Source organism: Streptomyces sp. NPDC037273 (genome assembly GCF_055603625.1).
Genome location: NZ_JBVJVO010000007.1, coordinates 132,919 through 149,323 on the forward strand (window position 1 = coordinate 132,919; position 16,405 = coordinate 149,323).

The 16,405-nt window shown below is 73.0% G+C and carries 16 protein-coding genes; 2 read left to right on the forward strand and 14 right to left on the reverse strand.

All coding sequences use genetic code 11. From position 1 onward, the window contains the following. Window positions 1-10: 10 nt before the first annotated feature. A complete protein-coding gene (locus tag ACZ7G1_RS20285; protein WP_470873087.1) occupies window positions 11-1,414 on the forward strand; it encodes an MFS transporter in 1,404 nt (467 codons plus the stop codon). 1 nt (window position 1,415) lies between these two features. Here ACZ7G1_RS20285 and ACZ7G1_RS20290 read toward each other — a convergent pair whose 3' ends face one another. From ACZ7G1_RS20290 to ACZ7G1_RS20310, 5 genes are all read right to left on the reverse strand, one after another. Beyond that, window positions 1,416-1,769, reverse strand: a complete 354-nt coding sequence (locus tag ACZ7G1_RS20290; protein ID WP_470873085.1) for an MmcQ/YjbR family DNA-binding protein — start codon at window positions 1,767-1,769, stop codon at window positions 1,416-1,418. Continuing rightward, window positions 1,766-3,061, reverse strand: a complete 1,296-nt coding sequence (locus ACZ7G1_RS20295; RefSeq protein ID WP_470873084.1) for a hemolysin family protein — start codon at window positions 3,059-3,061, stop codon at window positions 1,766-1,768. Before ACZ7G1_RS20295 ends, ACZ7G1_RS20290 begins: the two co-directional genes overlap by 4 nt. A gap of 4 nt (window positions 3,062-3,065) precedes the next feature. Next, window positions 3,066-3,563: an rRNA maturation RNase YbeY gene (gene ybeY, locus ACZ7G1_RS20300; protein ID WP_017239253.1), complete on the reverse strand. Its 498-nt coding sequence runs from the start codon at window positions 3,561-3,563 to the stop codon at window positions 3,066-3,068. A gap of 12 nt (window positions 3,564-3,575) precedes the next feature. Further along, the gene (locus tag ACZ7G1_RS20305; protein WP_470873081.1) at window positions 3,576-4,610 is read right to left on the reverse strand and encodes a PhoH family protein; all 1,035 of its coding nucleotides are present in this window, start codon (window positions 4,608-4,610) and stop codon (window positions 3,576-3,578) included. Between the two features lie 105 nt (window positions 4,611-4,715). Continuing rightward, complete coding sequence (locus ACZ7G1_RS20310; protein ID WP_470873079.1) at window positions 4,716-5,834, reverse strand: carbohydrate kinase family protein; 1,119 nt, start codon at window positions 5,832-5,834, stop codon at window positions 4,716-4,718. 256 nt (window positions 5,835-6,090) lie between these two features. On the opposite strand from ACZ7G1_RS20310, the gene ACZ7G1_RS20315 reads away from it, so the two are divergent. Continuing rightward, entirely contained in the window at window positions 6,091-7,461 is a 1,371-nt protein-coding gene (locus tag ACZ7G1_RS20315; protein ID WP_470873078.1) for an MFS transporter, read from the forward strand. Between the two features lie 16 nt (window positions 7,462-7,477). Here ACZ7G1_RS20315 and ACZ7G1_RS20320 read toward each other — a convergent pair whose 3' ends face one another. The 9 genes from ACZ7G1_RS20320 to hrcA all read right to left on the reverse strand — a co-directional run bounded on the left by ACZ7G1_RS20320 (window position 7,478) and on the right by hrcA (window position 16,399). Next, window positions 7,478-8,488 (reverse strand): adenosine deaminase, encoded by a 1,011-nt coding sequence (locus tag ACZ7G1_RS20320; protein ID WP_470873361.1) that lies wholly within the window; start codon window positions 8,486-8,488, stop codon window positions 7,478-7,480. Between the two features lie 2 nt (window positions 8,489-8,490). Continuing rightward, window positions 8,491-9,396 carry a ribonuclease Z gene (locus tag ACZ7G1_RS20325; protein WP_470873076.1) on the reverse strand — a complete coding sequence of 302 codons (906 nt, stop codon included), beginning with the start codon at window positions 9,394-9,396 and terminating at the stop codon, window positions 8,491-8,493. A gap of 4 nt (window positions 9,397-9,400) precedes the next feature. Then, window positions 9,401-9,760, reverse strand: coding sequence for a histidine triad nucleotide-binding protein (locus tag ACZ7G1_RS20330; protein ID WP_470873074.1), 360 nt, complete (start codon window positions 9,758-9,760; stop codon window positions 9,401-9,403). Between the two features lie 77 nt (window positions 9,761-9,837). After that, window positions 9,838-10,941, reverse strand: coding sequence for a tetratricopeptide repeat protein (locus ACZ7G1_RS20335; RefSeq protein WP_470873072.1), 1,104 nt, complete (start codon window positions 10,939-10,941; stop codon window positions 9,838-9,840). Then, window positions 10,938-12,218 carry an ATP-binding protein gene (locus ACZ7G1_RS20340; RefSeq protein WP_470873070.1) on the reverse strand — a complete coding sequence of 427 codons (1,281 nt, stop codon included), beginning with the start codon at window positions 12,216-12,218 and terminating at the stop codon, window positions 10,938-10,940. Before ACZ7G1_RS20340 ends, ACZ7G1_RS20335 begins: the two co-directional genes overlap by 4 nt. An 80-nt stretch (window positions 12,219-12,298) precedes the next feature. After that, the gene (locus ACZ7G1_RS20345; RefSeq protein WP_470873069.1) at window positions 12,299-13,042 is read right to left on the reverse strand and encodes a 16S rRNA (uracil(1498)-N(3))-methyltransferase; all 744 of its coding nucleotides are present in this window, start codon (window positions 13,040-13,042) and stop codon (window positions 12,299-12,301) included. Next, a complete protein-coding gene (locus tag ACZ7G1_RS20350; protein ID WP_470873067.1) occupies window positions 13,039-14,121 on the reverse strand; it encodes a nitronate monooxygenase in 1,083 nt (360 codons plus the stop codon). The genes ACZ7G1_RS20345 and ACZ7G1_RS20350 overlap by 4 nt, the downstream gene beginning before the upstream one ends. 121 nt (window positions 14,122-14,242) lie before the next feature. After that, window positions 14,243-15,379, reverse strand: a complete 1,137-nt coding sequence (gene dnaJ, locus ACZ7G1_RS20355; protein ID WP_470873065.1) for a molecular chaperone DnaJ — start codon at window positions 15,377-15,379, stop codon at window positions 14,243-14,245. Then, window positions 15,380-16,399, reverse strand: coding sequence for a heat-inducible transcriptional repressor HrcA (gene hrcA, locus ACZ7G1_RS20360; RefSeq protein ID WP_470873063.1), 1,020 nt, complete (start codon window positions 16,397-16,399; stop codon window positions 15,380-15,382). It lies immediately after the preceding gene. Window positions 16,400-16,405 lie beyond the last annotated feature (6 nt).

Below are 16,405 nucleotides of genomic sequence, written 5' to 3' on the forward strand. Positions count from 1 at the left end.
AGGTGGGGACATGGCAACGACGACCTCTCCCCCGACCGCTCCCACCACCCCCACGGCTCCCCCGGCGCTCACCGGCCGCAGCCGGCTCATCCTCTTCGTGCTGTGCGCCGCCCAGTTCATGGTCGCGCTCGACTTCTCCGTCCTGAACGTGGCGCTGCCCGTCCTCGGCGCCGACCTCGGGCTCAGCCAGTCCGCCCTCCAGTGGGCCGTCACCGCCTTCGCCCTGCCCTCGGGCGGCTTCCTGCTCCTCTTCGGGCGGATCGGCGACCTCTACGGGCGCAAGAAGCTCTTCCTGGGCGGGCTCGTGCTCTTCGGCGCCGCGTCGCTGCTCGCCACCCTCGCCTGGAACCCGGCGGCCTTCCTGACCGGCCGCGCCCTCCAGGGCCTCGGCGCGGCGGCGATCGTCCCCACCGGCATGTCGCTCCTGACGACCACGTTCCCCGAGGGGCCGCTGCGCGACCGGGCGCTCGGCATCTCCGGCACGGTGCTCTCGCTCGGCTTCACCGTCGGCATGGTGCTCGGCGGTGTCATGACCGACACCCTCGGCTGGCGCTCCACGATGGGCCTGCTCGCCCTCTTCACACTGATCGTGCTGCCGATCGCGCCCGGCCTGCTGCCCGAGTCCCGCACCCCGGAGCGGCCGCGCCTCGACGTGCCGGGCGCGGTGACCGTCACCGCCGGCCTGCTGGCCCTGATCTACGCCCTGTCGACGGCGGCCCAGCGCGGCTTCGGCGGCGCCGACGTGCTGGTGACGCTGGTGGCGGGGGTGCTGCTGCTCGCGGTCTTCGTGCGGGTCGAGTCCCGGCACGCCTCCCCGCTGGTCTCGCTGCCGATGCTGCGGCGGCGGACGGTCGCCTTCGGCAACCTGGCCGGTCTGATCACCTTCTCGATGATGTCGACCGTCGTCTTCGTGCTGACCCTGTACCTCCAGGAGACGCTGCACCTCTCGGCCTTCGTCACCGGCCTGATCTTCGGTGTCCAGGGCGGGGCCGCGATCCTGGCGGGCACCCTCGCCCCGAAGGTGATCGGCCGGTTCGGCAGCCGCCGCGTCCTGGTCGGCTCGCTCGTCGGCCAGGGCGTCCTGACGGCCGCGATCCTCGGCATCGGTCAGGAGTCCGGCGCGGTCCTCGCGACCGTCGCGGCCTCGCTGGCCTGCATGTTCCACCTGGGCGCGATCATCTCGTACGGGCTGACCGTCACCTCCGGCGTCCCGGACGAGGAGCAGGGCCTGGCGACCGGTCTGGTCACCACCACCCAGCAGGTCGGCCTCACGATCGGCATCCCGCTGCTCGGGGTGCTCGCGACCACCGCCGGCGACCTCTTCGGGGGCGTCCGCACGGTCCTCGCCCTGGACGCGGCGATCGTCCTCGCCACGGCGGTCCTGGTCGGCCTCGGCCTGCGGCGCCGGTCCTGAGTCAGGGGCGGTCGAGGCGGAGCCGTACCGCCTTCGGCAGACCGGCGACGACGAGGTCGTACGAGTCCTCGACGAGCTCCCGGACCATCCGGTCCGGGAGCTCTCCGACGGTCACGGTGTTCCAGTGCCGCTTGTTCATGTGGTAGCCGGGGGCGACCGCCGGGTGCTCGGCCCGGAGCCGTACCGCCTCGTCCGGATCGCACTTGAGGTTGACCCGCAGCGGCTCGGCGTCGAGCCACGACAGCGCGAACATCTTCCCGGCGACCTTGAAGACGGAGACCTCCGGGCTGAAGGGGAACTCCTCCGTCGCGTCGTTGAAGTCCAGGCAGAACGCTCGCAGCTGTTCGGGGGTCACTCCTGCTCCTCCTCCGGTTCCAGGGGTTCCACGAGCACCGTGACGATCTTGTTCCGGCGGCCGGCCGGCGCCTCGGCCGTCAGCCGGAGCGACCGCCCGTCCGGCAGCTCCACGACCGCCTTGGCGCCCGCGATCGGGACGCGGCCGAGGGCCTTGGCGAGCAGCCCGCCGACGGTCTCCACGTCCTCGTCGTCGTACTCGTCGGGGCCCAGGCCGTACAGCTCGCCCAGGTCGCCGATGTCGAGCCGGGCGGTGACCCGGTGGCGGCCCTCGCCGAGGTCCTGGACCGGCGGCAGCTCCCGGTCGTACTCGTCGGTGATCTCGCCGACGATCTCCTCCAGGATGTCCTCGATGGTGACGATGCCGGCCGTGCCGCCGTACTCGTCGATGACGACGGCGACGTGGTTCCGCTCCTGCTGCATCTCGCGCAGCAGGTCGCCCGCGTTCTTGGTGTCGGGCACGAACGCGGCCGGCCGCATCGCGGTCGACACCAGGTCGGCCTCGGAGTCGCGGTTGATGTGCGACTTGCGGACCAGGTCCTTCAGGTACACGATGCCGACGATGTCGTCCTCGTTCTCGCCGGTCACCGGGATCCGGGAGAAACCGGAGCGCAGCGCGAGCGTGAGGGCCTGACGGATCGTCTTGTACCGCTCGATGCAGATCAGGTCCGTACGGGGCACCATGACCTCCCGTACGAGCGTGTCGCCCAGCTCGAAGACGGAATGCACCATGCGGCGCTCGTCGTCCTCGATCAGCGACTCCTGCTCGGCCAGGTCGACCATCGCCCGCAGCTCGGCCTCGGAGGCGAAGGGGCCCTTGCGGAAGCCCTTGCCCGGGGTCAGCGCGTTGCCGATGAGGATCAGCAGCTGCGGGATCGGGCCCATGATCCGGGCCAGCGGAAGCAGCACGTACGCGGCGGCGGTCGCCGTGTTCAGCGGGTGCTGGCGGCCGATGGTGCGCGGCGAGACGCCGACGGCCACGTACGAGACGAGGACCATCACGGCGATCGCGACGAGCAGCGCCTCCCAGGTCTCCGGGAAGGCCTCCAGACAGGCGTACGTGACGAGGACGCCGGCCGCCATCTCGCAGGAGACGCGGACGAGCAGCGCCACGTTGAGGTAGCGGGTCGGGTCGGCGGCGACCTGGGCCAGCTTCTCGGCCCCGCGCCGGCCGGACCGTACGGCCTCGGCGGCGCGGAAGGTGGAGACGCGGGCGAGCCCCGCCTCGGCGCAGGCCGCGAGCCAGGCCACGATGACCAGGGCGACGGCGCCGAGGATCAGCGAAACGTCCATCGGGTCAGGAGACGGTCGGCGCCGGGGACGGGCCGGTGAGGCCCTTCTCCGCGCGCCAGCCGTCGACGATCGCCGCCTGGAGGCCGAACATCTCGGCCTTCTCGTCCGGCTCCTCGTGGTCGTAACCGAGGAGGTGGAGCACCCCGTGGACGGTGAGGAGCTGGAGCTCCTCGTCCATCGAGTGCTCGGTCGGCGCGTCCTTGCCCTGCTGGGTGGCGACCTCGGGGCAGAGCACGATGTCGCCGAGGAGCCCCTGCGGGGGCTCCTCGTCGTCCTTCGACGGCGGGCGCAGCTCGTCCATCGGGAAGGACATGACGTCCGTCGGGCCCGGCAGGTCCATCCACTGGATGTGCAGCTGCTCCATCGCCTCCGCGTCCACGACGATCACCGAGAGCTCGGAGAGCGGGTGGATGCGCATGCGCGCGAGCGCGTAGCGGGCGATGTCGAGGATCGCCTGCTCGTCGACCTCGGTTCCGGACTCGTTGTTGACGTCGATCGACATGGTGCTCAGTAACTACTTCCCGTTGCGGCTGTCGTACTTCTCGTACGCGTCGACGATACGGCCGACGAGCTTGTGCCGGACGACATCCTGGGACGTGAGCGTGGAGAAGTGGACGTCCGGGACCCCGTCCAGGATGTCCCGCACCTGCCGCAGACCGCTCTTCGTCCCGTTCGGCAGGTCGACCTGGGTGACGTCACCGGTGATGACGATCTTCGAGTCGAAGCCGAGGCGGGTGAGGAACATCTTCATCTGCTCGGGGTTCGTGTTCTGCGCCTCGTCGAGGATGATGAACGCGTCGTTGAGCGTCCGGCCGCGCATGTACGCCAGCGGCGCGACCTCGATCGTCCCGTTCGTCATGAGCTTCGGGATCGAGTCGGGGTCGAGCATGTCGTGCAGCGCGTCGTAGAGCGGCCGCAGGTACGGGTCGATCTTCTCGTAGAGCGTGCCCGGCAGGAAGCCGAGCCGCTCGCCGGCCTCGACGGCGGGGCGGGTCAGGATGATCCGGGTGACCTGCTTGGACTGCAGGGCCTGGACCGCCTTGGCCATGGCCAGGTACGTCTTGCCGGTACCCGCGGGGCCGATGCCGAAGACGATCGTGTGCTTGTCGATCGCGTCGACGTAGCGCTTCTGGTTGAGCGTCTTGGGACGGATCGTGCGGCCCCGGTTGGAGAGGATGTTCTGGGTGAGCACCTCGGCCGGGGTCTCGTCGCCGCCTTCCGATCCGTTCTCGCTCGCCCTGAGCATGGCGATCGAGCGTTCCACTGCGTCCTCCGTCATCGGCTGTCCGGTGCGGAGCACCAGCATCATCTCGTCGAACAGGCGCTGGATCAGGGCGACTTCCTTCGCGTCCCCGACCGCGCTGACCTGGTTGCCGCGGACGTGGATGTCCGATCCCGGGAACGACCGCTCGATGACGCGGAGCAGCGCGTCACCGGAGCCGAGCAGGCTCACCATCGGGTGCTTGGCGGGGACCGTGAACTGGGCGCGGGCCTGGTCGGGCGCGCCGCCGTGGGGCGCGCCGTTGTGGGCTGTGGGTGTCTGAGTCATGGGCCGGCACTGTGGCCTGCGCCTACCTCCCGGTGCGGGGTTCTCGCCGCTCGACAACCTCTCGGTCTCCAAGCCTACGACTTGCCGCCGGACGGTCGAAGAGATTTACGAGGCCGCCGCCCGGAAGCCGATCGTCGGCACCGCCCTCCGCAGCGGCCACGGCCGCGCGGGCGCGGGCAGCAGCCGCTCCAGGAACGCGTAGCGGCCCCGCAGCGCTTCCGGGTCCTGCTTGGCGTGCCCCTGGACGTGCTGCCACCAGGCCGCGATCTCGTCCCAGGTCGGCGCGGACAGCGAGCCGCCGAACTCCTGCACCGAGAGCGCCGCCGTCAGACCGGCGAAGGCCAGCCGGTCCGCCAGCGGCCAGTCGGCGAGCGTGCCGGTGACGAACCCGGCCACGAAGACGTCCCCCGCGCCGGTCGGATCGAGTGCCGAGACCTGGATGGCGGGGACCTCCGCGGTCTCCCCGGTCGCCCCGTCCACGGCGTAGGCGCCTTCCGAGCCGAGGGTCACGACGGCGTAGCGGACCTTGTCGGCGAGGGCACGGGCGGCGGCGCGGGGGCAGTCGGTACGGGTGTAGCGCATCGCCTCCGCGGCGTTCGGCAGGAAGGCCTCGCAGTGCTCGAGGTCGGTGAGCCCGGCCAGGTCCCAGCGGCCGGTGTCGTCCCAGCCGACGTCCGCGAAGACCTTGGCGCCGCCCCGCGCGGCCCGGGCGACCCAGTCCTCGGAGCGGCCCGGGGCGAGCGACGCGACGGCGGCCCGGGCGTGCGGCGGATAGGCGGGCAGCGCGCCGTCCAGCGGCGGCGCCTCGTGGCCGTGCGACACCATCGTCCGCTCGCCCTCGTACGCCATCGAGACGGTCACCGGCGAGTGCCAGCCGGGAACGGTCCGCGACAGTGACAGGTCGATGCCCTCGCCCTGTTCCAGGGCGTCCCAGCAGTACTCCCCGTAGTGGTCGTCGCCGAAGGCCGCGGCGAGCGAGGTGCGCAGCCCGAGCCGGGCGAGGGCGGTCGCCATGTTGGCGACGCCGCCGGGGCTCGACCCCATCCCGCGGGCCCAGGACTCGGTGCCGCGCACGGGCGCGCTGTCGAGTCCGGTGAAGATGATGTCCAGGAAGACCGTTCCGGTCAGGAAGACGTCGCAGGCGGGGTCGGTCGGTTCACGCACGCACACCAACGGGTCGACCCCGGCGTCGTGTTGCGGCTGGTCTCCCCTTGCTGTGGTCACGGCGGACTCCTCGCTGCGGTGCGGATCAGGCCCAGTGTGCCCGATGGGGAGTACGTGACGGGTGTGACGCAGTGAGGAAGACCGCCCCTACCCGGGAATCCGTGCGCCAAACCGAACGTGACCCGGATCACGTGGCGAATCGGCGGATACCACCTTCTCCGCCCAAGCACCTGCTTGATACACATGGTTCCGCGACCCCGTGCTCCCCGCACCACCGGGCGCTCCCCCTTCTCCCCTTCTGTTCCTGGGAACGCCCATGTCGTCGCGGACTCGCGCCCCGGGGGCCCTCGTCGCCCTCGTCGCCCTCTTCACGGCCGGTTACCTCGCCCCGTACCTCCTCCCGACCGTCGTCGGCCGGCTCTCCGCCGGCCTCGGCCTCACCCCCGCCCAAGCGGGCCTGGTGGGCTCCGTCCTCCTCCTCGGCTCCTCCACCGCCGGCTTCACGCTCGCCGCCCGCGGCCACCGCCTCACGCCCCGCGCCGCCGCCCGCGCCGGCCTCCTCCTCATGGCCCTCGGCTACGCCTCCGCCGCCGCGACCCACACCACCCCCCTCGTCATCGCGGGCGCGGTCCTCGGCGGCCTCGGCTCCGGTACCGCCACCGCCGTCGCCGCCACCGGCATCGCCGGCCGGCCCGACCCCCACCGGGCCTCCACCCTCGGCCTCCTCACGGTGTCGGCCACGGCGGGCGCCCTCTACCTGACGCTGCCGCACCTCGGCGGCGGCCACGCGACGCCGTTCCTGGCCATCGCGTGCGCGGCGGTCGTGGTGTGGCCGCTGACCGGGCGTCTGGACGGCGGCGGGCACGGGCGGGTGAACGGCCTGCCGGGTTCCCCGCGCGTGCGTGACGGCCGGTCCGAGCGCCCCGCGCGCGGACCGCTGCCGCACCGGCGGGCCGGGGCCGTGCTCGCCGCGGGCATCCTGTTCTGGTCGCTCGCGCAGAACGCCCTCTGGGGCGTCAGCGGCCGCATCGGAACCACCCAGGCGGGCCTCTCCGAAGTCACCGTCGGCGCGGTCTTCGCGGCCGCCCTCGGCGCGGGCCTCGCGGGCGTCACGGCGGCCGGGGCCCTCGGTTCGCGCCTGGGCCGCGCGATCCCGATCGGCGTCGGGACGACGGCGATCGCGGCCTGCGTCCTGCTGAGCTCCACCGCCGTCGACCTCGCGACCTTCGCGACCGGCGAGATCCTCTGGAACGCCGTCTACCCGGTCGTCCTCTCCTACCTCCTCGGCCTCGCCGCCTCCCTCGACCCCCACGGCCGCTGGGCCGTCCTGGTCGGCTCCGCGTCCTCCCTCGGCGTCGCCTGCGGCCCGGTCGCCGGCAGCCTCCTCTCCGAGACCGCCGGCTACCCGGTCATGGGCGCGGTCCTGTGCGCCCTCCTCGCCCTGGTCGCCCTCCCCATGACGGCGGTCGCCCGCCACGCCTCCGGCCGTCCCCTGGTCCCCGGCTCCGTCCGCCGCCGGGGCGGCGCCCCTGCGGCGGTCCTGGCGGGCACGGCCTCGCCGACGCCGGCGCTCGTCCCGCAGATGGGCGCGCCCGAGCAGGAGGTCGCGGCGATCCGCGTCCCCGCGGGCCGGCGGCGCGCCGCGAAGTCGTCCTATCGGCTTGCCCGGCCGAGCGACCGGGGCTGAAGGCCCGGCTCCGGGGCTACGAGCCGTCGAAGTCGTACGCCGCCACCTCGGCGAGGTACCGCGCCCTGCGCGGCTCGTCGTCGTCCAGGAACGAGGCCTCGAACGAGTTGCGGGCGAGCTCGCGGAGCTGGTCCGGCGAGAGCCCGAGCGCGTCCCGCACGCCGTCGTAGTTGTCGCCGACATAGCCGCCGAAGTAGGCGGGGTCGTCGGAGTTGACGGTCACGACGAGGCCCGCCGCGAGCATGGCGGGGAGGGGGTGGTCGGCGAGGGTGTCGATGACACGGAGGCGGACGTTGGAGAGCGGGCAGAGGGTGAGCGGGACGCGCTCGCGGGCGAGGCGGGCGACGAGCTCGGGGTCCTCCATGCAGCGGAGGCCGTGGTCGACGCGCTCGACGCCGAGGACGTCGAGGGCTTCGCGGACGTAGGCGGCGGGGCCTTCCTCGCCGGCGTGGGCGACGCGGCGCAGGCCGAGACGGGCGGCTTCCTCGTACACCTCGCGGAACTTGGCGGGCGGGTGGCCGACCTCGGCGGAGTCGAGGCCGACGCCGGTGATCCGGTCGAGGTACGGCTCCGCGGCCCGGAGCGTGGCGAGGGCCGACTCGGCGGACTCGTCGCGGAGGAAGCACATGATGAGCCGGGTGGAGATCCCGTACCGCTCCTCGGCCCGGTCGAGGGAGGCGCGGAGTCCTTCGACGACGGTCCCGAAGGGGACGCCACGGGCGGTGTGCGCCTGGGGGTCGAAGAAGATCTCGGCGTGCCGGACGCCCTGGGCGGCGGCCCGTTCCAGGTAGGCGTCGGCGAGCTCGGTGAAGTCCTCGGCGGTGCGGAGGACGCCCATCAGGCCGTAGTACAGGTCCAGGAAGGACTGGAGGTCGCTGAAGCGGTACGCCTCGCGCAGCGCCGCCGTGTCGGCGTACGGCAGGGTGACGCCGTTGCGCTCGGCGAGGGCGAAGGCCAGCTCGGGTTCGAGGGTGCCTTCGATGTGGAGGTGCAGTTCGGCCTTGGGGAGGCCGGCGGGGAGGGGCATGGTCACGTTCGTTTCGGTACGGGGACCCGCATGAGGTCCTGGGCGATGCTCAGCTCGCCGTCGAACCCGGCCGCCCGCGCCTGCTGTTCGAACGCGGAGGGGTCGGAGTAGCGCTGCGAGAAGTGGGTGAGGACGAGGTGCCGCACGCCCGCGTCCCGCGCGACCGCCGCGGCCTGTCCGGCCGTGAGGTGGCCGTGGTCGGCGGCGAGGCGGACGTCCTCGTCGAGGAAGGTGGACTCGATGACGAGCATGTCCGCGCCCTCGGCGAGCGCGTGCACCCCGTCACAGAGCCGGGTGTCCATGACGAAGGCGAAGCGCTGCCCGCGCCGGACCTCGCTGACCTCGTCGAGGGTCACGCCGTTCAGGACGCCGTCGCGCTGGATCCGGCCCACGTCGGGGCCCTTGATGCCGTGGGCGGCCAGCTGCTCGGGCAGGATGCGGCGCCCGTCGGGCTCGACGATCCGGTAGCCGTACGACTCGACGGGGTGCGAGAGCCGGCGCGCTTCGAGGGTGTAGGACCCGGTGACGGCGACGGGACCGTCGGCGGCGACGGGCGACTCGGCCAGCTTCACGGTCTCGCGGTACGCCGTGGCGTACCGCAGCCGCTCGAAGAAGTGCTGCCCGCTCGCGGGGTAGTGCGCGGTGACCGGGTGCGGGACCTGGTCGAGGTTGATCCGCTGGATCACCCCGGCCAGGCCCAGCGAGTGGTCGCCGTGGAAGTGCGTCACGCAGATCCGGTCGAGGTCGTGCGCGGCGACCCCGGCCCGCAGCATCTGCCGCTGGGTGCCCTCGCCGGGGTCGAACATGATGCCCTGGCCGTCCCAGCGCAGCAGATAGCCGTTGTGGTTGCGGTGCCGGGTCGGGACCTGGCTCGCGGTCCCGAGGACGACCAGTTCGCGTACGGACACGGGGCTATCCGGGGGGCCAGTTGAGGCCGCGGCCGCCCAGCACGTGCGCGTGCGCGTGGAAGACGGTCTGGCCGGCGCCCGCGCCGGTGTTGAAGACGATCCGGAAGCCGTGGCCGTCGACCTTCTCCTGCGCGGCGACCTCGCCGGCCTCGCGCAGCACGTCGGCGGCGATGGCCGGCTCGGCCGCGGCCAGGGACGCGGCGTCCGGGTAGTGGGCGCGCGGGATGACGAGGACGTGCGTGGGCGCCTGCGGGTTGATGTCGCGGAACGCCACGGTCGTCTCGCTCTCGCGCACGATCGTCGCCGGCACCTCCCCTGACACGATCTTGCAGAACAGGCAGTCGCTCTGCGGCTCTCCGGCCATGGCCCGGGCCTCCCTCGCCTCTGTCGGTCGGTACACGCGCATGCTATCGGCCGCCCCCGACATCGCCGCGTCCCTGGTCAGTCCTTGGGTGCGCGCCGGTTCAGGGCCGAGCGGCTCACCCAGTACGTGATGATCACGGCCCAGAACAGCGGCGTCCCGAACCCGCTCACCATCCCCGAGTCCAGCGCCCACAGGGCGAGCGCGAGCAGCGAGTAGAGGCCGAGGAGCCCCACGGCACCGGCCATGAACAGCACGGGCCGGCAGTTGCGCGCCACGAGGAGCAGGGGCCGGCGCAGCCGGGGCGGCACCCGGCGGGCCATCCACACCGCCCATCCGGTCCAGGAACCGACGACCACGGCCCCGCCCACGAGGAGCGGGACGGCAGCCTCGGCCCAACCGGCGCCGTCGGGGATCCAGGCGAGGGCGACGGCGGAGGCGATGAAGCCGAGCAGCGCCACCCAGCGGGCCCCGGCGGCGGTGTTCCAGGCCATGGCCTCCAGGTTGTAGCGGGCCTTGCGGTCCTGGAGGTCGAGCGCGGCGGAGGCGACGAAGCCCTCGGCGGCCTCGGTCCACGCGCCGCGCCGGAACCAGCGGCGCCGCAGCCGCAGCAGCGAGAGGTTGTTGTGGGCCTCGCTGCTCTGCGGGTTGAGCCGCAGCGTCGTCTCGTACGCCCGCTGCGCGGTCACCCGGTCGCCGCGCCGCTGGGCGGTCAGGCCGACCAGGAAGTGCGCCGCGTCCTCCTCGGGCGCGAGGGCGACGGCGGCCCTCGCCGCCTCGTACGCCTCGACGGTACGGCCGGGGGTGCGGGCGTGTTCGCCGTGCTCCGCGAGGGCGGTGCCGAGCGCGTAGTGGGTGCCCCAGTACTGCGGGGCCAGCTCGACCGCGTGCCGGGCGGAGGCCTCGGCCTCCGGGTACCGCTTGGCGGCGAGCAGGATGTGGACCCGCATCAGCCAGCCCCCGAGCAGCTCGGGCTGGGCCCGCAGCGCCTGGTCCACGGCGGCCAGGGCGGCCGGGCCCTCGCCGTTGCGGTGGTGGCAGCGGGCGAGCAGCACGAGGGCCTCGGCGTCCTCCGGGTCGGTCGCCAGGTGCTGGGCGACGAGCGCCCCGGCCTGCGCGTACCGCCCGGCGTCGTACAGCGCCTCGGCACGCAGGAGGGCGGTCGGGCCGCCGGAGGTGGTCACAGCTTGCGCTTCCGCTTGAGGTGGGCGAGGAGGTCGTCGTACAGGCCGCCCTCGTTGGCGAACATGGCGACGTTCCGGGCCGAGGCGAACCACGGCTCCGTGGACGGCTTGATCTGCTTGGCCGCGCCGAGCAGGTCCTTGGTGGTGATCAGGCGTACGGAGCCGGTGCGGGCGGAGTCCAGCAGCGCGGCCTCGGCGGCCGTCTCGCACAGGTGGGCGAGGTCGGCGCCGGAGAAGTCCTCGGTGGCCTTGACGAGCTTGCCGAGGTCGACGGCCTCGATCGGCCGCTCCCGCAGGTGGTAGCGGAGGATCGCCTCCCGTGCCTTGGCGTCCGGCGGCAGCACGAGCAGCGTGCGGTCGAGCCGGCCGGGGCGGCGCAGCGCGATATCCACGTCCCAGGGCACGTTGGTGGCGGCGAGCACGAAGACGCCCTCGTTGCCGGCGCCGCTCGCGATGCCGTCGAGCTCGGTGAGCAGCTGGTTGACGACGTTCCGCAGCCCGCTGTGGTGGGTGCGCGAGCGCTTGCCGCCGAGCGCGTCCAGCTCGTCGAGGAAGACGACGCAGGGCGCCTGGCGGCGCGCGGTCTCGAAGATGTCGTGGATGTTCTTCTCGGACGCCCCGATCCACATGTCGAGGACGTCGGACAGCGACACGGTGAGGAAGTTCGCGCCCAGCTCGCCCGCGACCGCCCGCGCGATGAACGTCTTGCCGCAGCCGGGCGGCCCGTAGAGCAGCAGTCCGCCGCGCAGCGACTTCCCGTACAGCCTGCGCAGTTCGGGGTTGCGCATCGGCGCGAGGAAGGCGGCCTCCAGGCGGTCCTTGACCTCCTCCATGCCACCCACGTCGGCCAGCCGCACCGCCCCCGGCGCGTCGACGTCCCACGCGGCCGCGTCGCCCGCCGGTCCGTCCCCGCCGTCCGCCTGCGGCTCGTCGAGGAACCGGGGCCCGACGAGGTCCTGCACCTGCTGCTCCGCGGCGGCCCAGTCGAAGGCGACCGGGTCCGCGTCACCCACCGGCGCCTCGGGCTTCACAGCGGCCTCTGTCGGCGCACTGACCGGCGGCTCGGCCGGCGGCATCCCCATCGCCCGCACCATCAGCGCCCGCGCGTCCGCGTCCCCGGGGGCGTGCTGGAGCGCGACCGCCGCCTCGGCGACGGCCTCGTCGTTCCGCCCTTCGGCGAGGAGGAGCTCGGCGAAGTGAAGACGCAGGGGTACGTCACCGGGCGCGGCGGCCACGGCGGCGCGCAGACTGCGGATCAGGGGGGACTCGTCGGCCATGCGGCCACCCTAAGGAGCGACCGGGGGCCGTTGTCCAGCGGGTCCGTGCGGCGACGTTCCGCCGGACACCCCGTAGCTGCCTAGCTCCAGCGGCCGGTGCGGCCGAGGACCAGGGCCGTGGCGGCCGTGCCCGCCGTGGAGGTGCGCAGGACGCTGCGGCCCAGGCGGTACGGCTGCGCGCCGGCGGCCTCGAAGGCGGCGAGCTCGTCCGGGGAGACCCCGCCCTCGGGGCCGACGACCAGGACGATCGAGCCCTTCGCCGGGAGCTCGGCGGTGGCGAGCGCGCCGCTGGGGTGGTCGCGGTCCTCGTGCAGGACGGCCGCGAAGTCGGCGCCGGAGAGGAGCGCGGCGACCTGCTTGGTCGTCATGAGGTCGGCGACCTCGGGGAAGCGGGTGCGGCGCGACTGCTTGCCGGCCTCGCGCGCGGTGGACCGCCACTTGGCGAGGGCCTTGAGGCCGCGGTCGCCCTTCCACTGGGTGATGCAGCGGGCGGCGGCCCACGGCACGATCGCGTCGACGCCGGTCTCCGTCATGGTCTCCACGGCGAGTTCGCCCCGGTCGCCCTTGGGGAGCGCCTGGACGACGGTGATCCGCGGCTCCTCCTCGGGGTCCTCGTGCACCGTCGAGAGCTCCACGGTCAGCCGGTCCTTGCCCTCGGCCGCGGTCACCACGCAGTCGGCCCAGCGGCCGCGGCCGTCGGTCAGGACGATGTCCTCGCCCGGGTTCAGCCGCTTCACCGAGACGGCGTGCCTGCCCTCGGGGCCGTCCAGGACGAACTGCCGGGTGTCGGGGACGGCGTCGACGACGAAGACGGGTGCGGTCATGAGGCGCTCCTGTGGGCGATCTCGGAGAGGGCGGTGTCGAGTTCGGCGGCCAGCACCTCGACCAGCTCCCCGGCGGGCAGCGGGCGGGCGAGCCGGTGCCCCTGGCCGGCCCACAGGGCCATGCCCTGGGCGTCGCCCGCGTCGGCCGCGGCCTTGCGGAGGGGGGCGGTGAGGTGGTGGACCTCGGGGTAGGCGGCGGGGGCGTACGGTCCGTGCTCGCGCACGAAACGGTTCACGAGTCCGCGCGCCGGGCGTCCGGAGAAGGCCCGGGTGAGGGCGGTCCGGGTGAACAGCGGATCGGTCAGGGCCCGCTTGTGCAGCGGATGGGCGCCCGATTCGGGGCAGCAGAGGAAGGCGGTGCCGAGCTGGGCGGCGTCCGCCCCGGCGGCGAGCACGGCGGCGATCTGAGCGCCGCGCATGATCCCGCCTGCGGCCACGATCGGCAGTCCCACGCGCTCGCGTACCTGCGTGACGAGGGCGAGCAGCCCGGTGCCCTGAGGTCCTTCGTCGGCCGGGTCGTCGCGGTACGTGCCCTGGTGACCGCCCGCCTCGACGCCCTGGACGCACACGGCGTCGGCGCCCGCCTCCTCGGCGGCGAGGGCCTCGTCGGCGGAGGTGACGGTCACGATCGTGAACGTACCGACCCGTGCGAAGGAGGTGAGGACCTCGGCCGTCGGGCAGCCGAACGTGAAGGACACGACCCGGACCGGGTCCTCGCGGAGGATCGCCAGCTTGGCCTCGTAACCGTCGTCCCGGGAGTCGTCGGTCTCGCCGAGCGGTGTCTGGTACCAGGTGGCCTCGCCCGCGAGCTGGTGGCGGTAGACCTCGACGGCCGAGGGGTCGGCGTACCGCCCGCCCTGCGGCATGAACAGGTTCACTCCGAACGGCCGCCCGGTCAGCCCGCGCACCTGCTTGATCTCCTGGTACATCCCGCCGGCCGTCTTGTAGCCGCCCGCCAGGAAGCCCAGCCCCCCGGCCTCGCAGACGGCCCCGACCAGCCCCGGGCCGGAGGCTCCACCCGCCATGGGGGCCTGCACGATCGGAAACCGAGAGAGATCGTTCAGTGCGGTGGTGGACATATGGGCATCGTGTCATGCCCCTGCTTCCCGGCCGAATCCGTACGTCAGGTCCCGGAACGATCCGTTCCGAAAACGAGGAGGGGGGGTGCCCACCGGCACCGCCCCTCCTCACGACCAAGCCCTACCGCCCGTTGAACGCATCCTTCAGGCGCGAGAACAACCCCTGCTGTCCGGGCTGGAACTGGCCGGTGGGCCGTTCCTCGCCGCGGAGCTTGGCGAGCTCGCGGAGCAGGCGCTCCTGCTCGGCGTCGAGCTTGCCGGGGGTCTGGACCTCGACGTGGACGACGAGGTCGCCCCGGCCGTTGCCGCGCAGGTGCGTGACGCCGCGGCCGTGGAGCGGGATCGACTGGCCGGACTGCGTGCCCGGACGGATGTCGATCTCCTCGAGGCCGTCGAGGGTCTGCAGCTGCACCTTGGTGCCGAGCGCGGCTGCCGTCATCGGGATGGTGACCGTGCAGTGCAGGTCGTCGCCGCGCCGCTGGAAGGTGTCGTGCGGGATCTCGTGGATCTCGACGTACAGGTCGCCGGCGGGGCCGCCGCCGGGGCCGACCTCGCCCTCGCCCGCGAGCTGGATGCGGGTGCCGTTGTCGACACCGGCCGGGATCTTGACCGTGAGCGTGCGGCGGGAGCGGACCCGGCCGTCGCCCGCGCACTCGGGGCACGGGGTCGGGACGACGGTGCCGAAGCCCTGGCACTGGGGGCAGGGCCGGGAGGTCATGACCTGGCCGAGGAAGGACCGGGTGACCTGGGAGACCTCACCGCGGCCTCGGCACATGTCGCAGGTCTGCGCGGAGGTGCCGGGCGCGGCGCCCTCGCCGGAGCAGGTCGTGCAGACGACGGCCGTGTCGACCTGGATGTCCTTGGTGGTGCCGAAGGCGGCCTCGTTGAGGTCGATCTCCAGGCGGATCATGGCGTCCTGGCCGCGGCGGGTCCGCGAGCGCGGACCGCGCTGCGAAGCCGTACCGAAGAAGGCGTCCATGATGTCGGAGAAGTTGCCGAAGCCACCGGCTCCGAAGCCGCCCGCGCCGCCTCCGCCGGAGGCCGAGAGCGGGTCGCCGCCCAGGTCGTAGACCTGCTTCTTCTGCGGGTCCGAGAGGACCTCGTAGGCGGCGTTGATCTCCTTGAAGCGTTCCTGCGTCTTCGGATCGGGATTGACGTCCGGGTGCAGCTCGCGGGCGAGCCTCCGGAAAGCCTTCTTGATCTCGTCCTGGGACGCGTCGCGGCGCACGCCGAGCACGGCGTAGTAGTCCGTGGCCACTTACGACTCCGCCAGGATCTGTCCGACGTAACGTGCCACTGCGCGTACCGCTCCCATCGTTCCGGGGTAGTCCATGCGGGTCGGTCCGACCACGCCGAGTTTGGCGACTGCCTCGCCGCCCGAACCGTAGCCGACCGAGACGACGGACGTGGAGCTCAGCCCCTCGTGGGCGTTCTCGTGCCCGATCCGTACGGTCATGCCCGATTCCTTGGCCTCGCCGAGCAGCTTGAGGAGCACGACCTGCTCCTCCAGGGCTTCCAGGACGGGCCTGATCATCAGGGGGAAGTCGTGTCCGAAGCGGGTGAGATTGGCGGTGCCGCCGATCATCAGCCGCTCCTCGTGCTCCTCCACGAGCGTTTCGAGGAGGGTCGCGAGCACGGTGGAGACCGTGGCGCGGTCCTCGATCTCCTCGAAGGACTCGGGGAGGTCCTGCACCAGCTGCGGCACGTCGGCGAACCGGCGGCCGACGACCCGGCTGTTGAGCCGGGCCCGCAGGTCGGCCAGCGAGGCCTCGCCGAAGGGCGCGGGACAGTCCACGACCCGCTGCTCGACCCGGCCGGTGTCCGTGATGAGGACGAGCATCAGGCGGGCCGGGGCCAGCGAGAGCAGCTCCACGTGCCGGACGGTCGAACGGGTCAGCGAGGGGTACTGGACGACGGCGACCTGACGGGTCAGCTGGGCGAGCAGCCGGACCGTACGGCCGACGACGTCGTCCAGGTCCACCGCGCCGTCGAGGAAGTTGTGGATGGCGCGCCGCTCGGGCGTCGACAGCGGCTTGACGCCGGCGAGCCGGTCGACGAAGAGGCGGTAGCCCTTGTCGGTCGGGATGCGCCCGGCACTGGTGTGAGGCTGGGCGATGTACCCCTCCTCCTCCAGGACCGCCATGTCGTTGCGCACGGTGGCGGGCGAGACTCCGAGCTTGTGCCGCTCGGTGAGCGCCTTGGAGCCGACGGGCTCCTCCGTCCCGACGTAGTCCTGGACGATGGCGCGCAGCACCTCGAGTCTGCGTTCGCTGAGCATCGTGCG